Here is a 1,689-nt window from a genome sequence, read left to right as displayed (position 1 = left end):
CGCCTAGCAATTGCGTCTATCAGCGGGGCTGAGTCCGCCATGTCTTGCCGGTTTTGAGGATTGCGTTTGCGATGGTGACCAGCCTGCGTGCAATGGCGATGATGACAACCTTATGCGGCTTGCCGCGTCCCTTCAGGCGTTTTGCCAGGGGCTTTAGCACCGGGTTGTGGCATGCGGCGGCGAGTGCAGCCTGAGAGAGCACCTGTCGTAAGGCACGCCGTCCACCAGCAATGGCCCGTCTGCCGCGCATGACCCCGCTGTCATGCGGCACCGGCGCCAGGCCGGCCATGGCTGCGGCCTCACCTGCTGCCATCCGACCACGCTCCGGCATTTCTGCGACCAGCATGGCCGCGGAAACAGGGCCGATGCCGGGGATGGAACGAAGAAGCCCGGCTTTGGTGGGGGACGTTTGCTCGCTCGCAATGGCGCACTCGATACGCTGCTCGAGTTCGCTGATCTGAGCATCCAGCATGGCCTTGAGCGCATCGTCGAGATCCTCAATATTGGCAGGGATGCCTTGCTTTCTGCGTGCCGACATCTGTGCCGCAAGCCGCTTGCGCATCTCTACGATCTGAGCGCGTCGCGTCGTCAAGGTTCTGAGAACGCGCAGGTTATCACTCGGTAGCGCCCGCCCCGCCTCGGGCCGGAACATCATGAAACGGGCAATGAGTTCTGCATCAATCCGGTCTGTCTTGACCCGTGTTCCTCGCGACACGGCAAAGGCCTTGATCTAAGCAGGAGGGAGCTGGCGCGCCTCGATCCCCGCCTCCACAAGCGCGGTCCACAGAACCCATTCCTGCCCACCGCCATTCGGGAAATTGATCCCCCGGGTCAATTTCTGATCCTCATGGCCTTCAAACCCGACATGAACTGGAGCGGACATCTGACAGATCATTGAGATCAGCTCTTCATGTCCTTCTGGTGAATTGGCGAACCGAAACCTTTGAAGGTCGGGGAGACAAAATCCGTCCAGCCAGTCACGGGACACATCTATCCCGACCACAGTGGTTGCTGCTGACATGTCACTCTCTCTTCCTTATGCTTCGCGGTCCCGCAAATGGGCCGCCGTCAATTGTTCGAGACGGTGAGGAGAGGCGGGATCAGCCAGCTAGCGCACGTGGTCAGGCCACAAGGTGTTCAGCGCTGTATCCTACCCGTCGCTGGTCCTGGCCGGGACCGGCCATTTATAGCAGAGACGAAACACATAAGGTGTTCAGTCCCATGGTTTGATGGTGCGATCCTTTCTCAGGAATGGAAGGAAGCATTATGGGCCAGGTTCGCCATGGAAGCGCCACGACCACGCCCGCCGTCAGAGCTGCAATAACGAGGGCCGGCCCGCCATCGGTCCGAGGGCCTGGCCGGAATGATCGCAATCTTCGCTCGCGACGTTGAGCCGGAAGCTCGGCATCAATCCGGAGACGGTCGCGAAGTGGCAAGACGACAGACGGTCGAGGATCTCAAGACGGGGCCGAAGGAGCCCCGCTCGACGATCCTGACCGAGGCGGAGGAGGCGACCGTTATCGCTTTTCGGCGGCACACGCTGCTGTCGCTGGAGTTCGAGGGTGAAGCAAACGATCCGGGGGATCGTTGGTAGCGCAGAACGCCTCTATGCTCTGCAGCCATCCATCCCGCACCTGACACGCTCGGCGCTGCATCGGTGCCCGGCACGCGTCACGGTATCTCTCGACT

General features: G+C 61.0%; 2 protein-coding genes and 1 pseudogene. 1 reads left to right on the top strand and 2 read right to left on the bottom strand.

Annotation, left to right across the window (positions count from 1 at the left end; translation table 11 throughout):
- Positions 1–19: 19 nt before the first annotated feature.
- Both FA740_RS19380 and FA740_RS19955 read right to left on the bottom strand, forming a co-directional pair.
- A complete protein-coding gene (locus tag FA740_RS19380) occupies positions 20–715 on the bottom strand; it encodes an IS110 family RNA-guided transposase (RefSeq protein WP_211243768.1) in 696 nt (231 codons plus the stop codon).
- Between the two features lie 15 nt (positions 716–730).
- A complete protein-coding gene (locus FA740_RS19955) occupies positions 731–1,021 on the bottom strand; it encodes a hypothetical protein (protein WP_211243767.1) in 291 nt (96 codons plus the stop codon).
- Between the two features lie 245 nt (positions 1,022–1,266).
- Between FA740_RS19955 and FA740_RS19375 the strand changes: the two are divergent.
- Positions 1,267–1,689: pseudogene (locus FA740_RS19375) on the top strand (hypothetical protein); the annotation flags it as partial.

The organism is Paracoccus hibiscisoli, assembly GCF_005048265.1.
Classification (GTDB): Bacteria; Pseudomonadota; Alphaproteobacteria; order Rhodobacterales; family Rhodobacteraceae; genus Paracoccus; species Paracoccus hibiscisoli.
Note: the sequence above shows the minus strand (reverse complement) of the source record. Positions and strands in the feature narration are given on the sequence as shown.

Coding starts and splice junctions, on each gene's coding strand:
- FA740_RS19955 (WP_211243767.1), bottom strand. CDS start 1,021: ATGTCAGCAGCAACCACTGTGGTCGGGATAGATGTGTCCCGTGACTGG.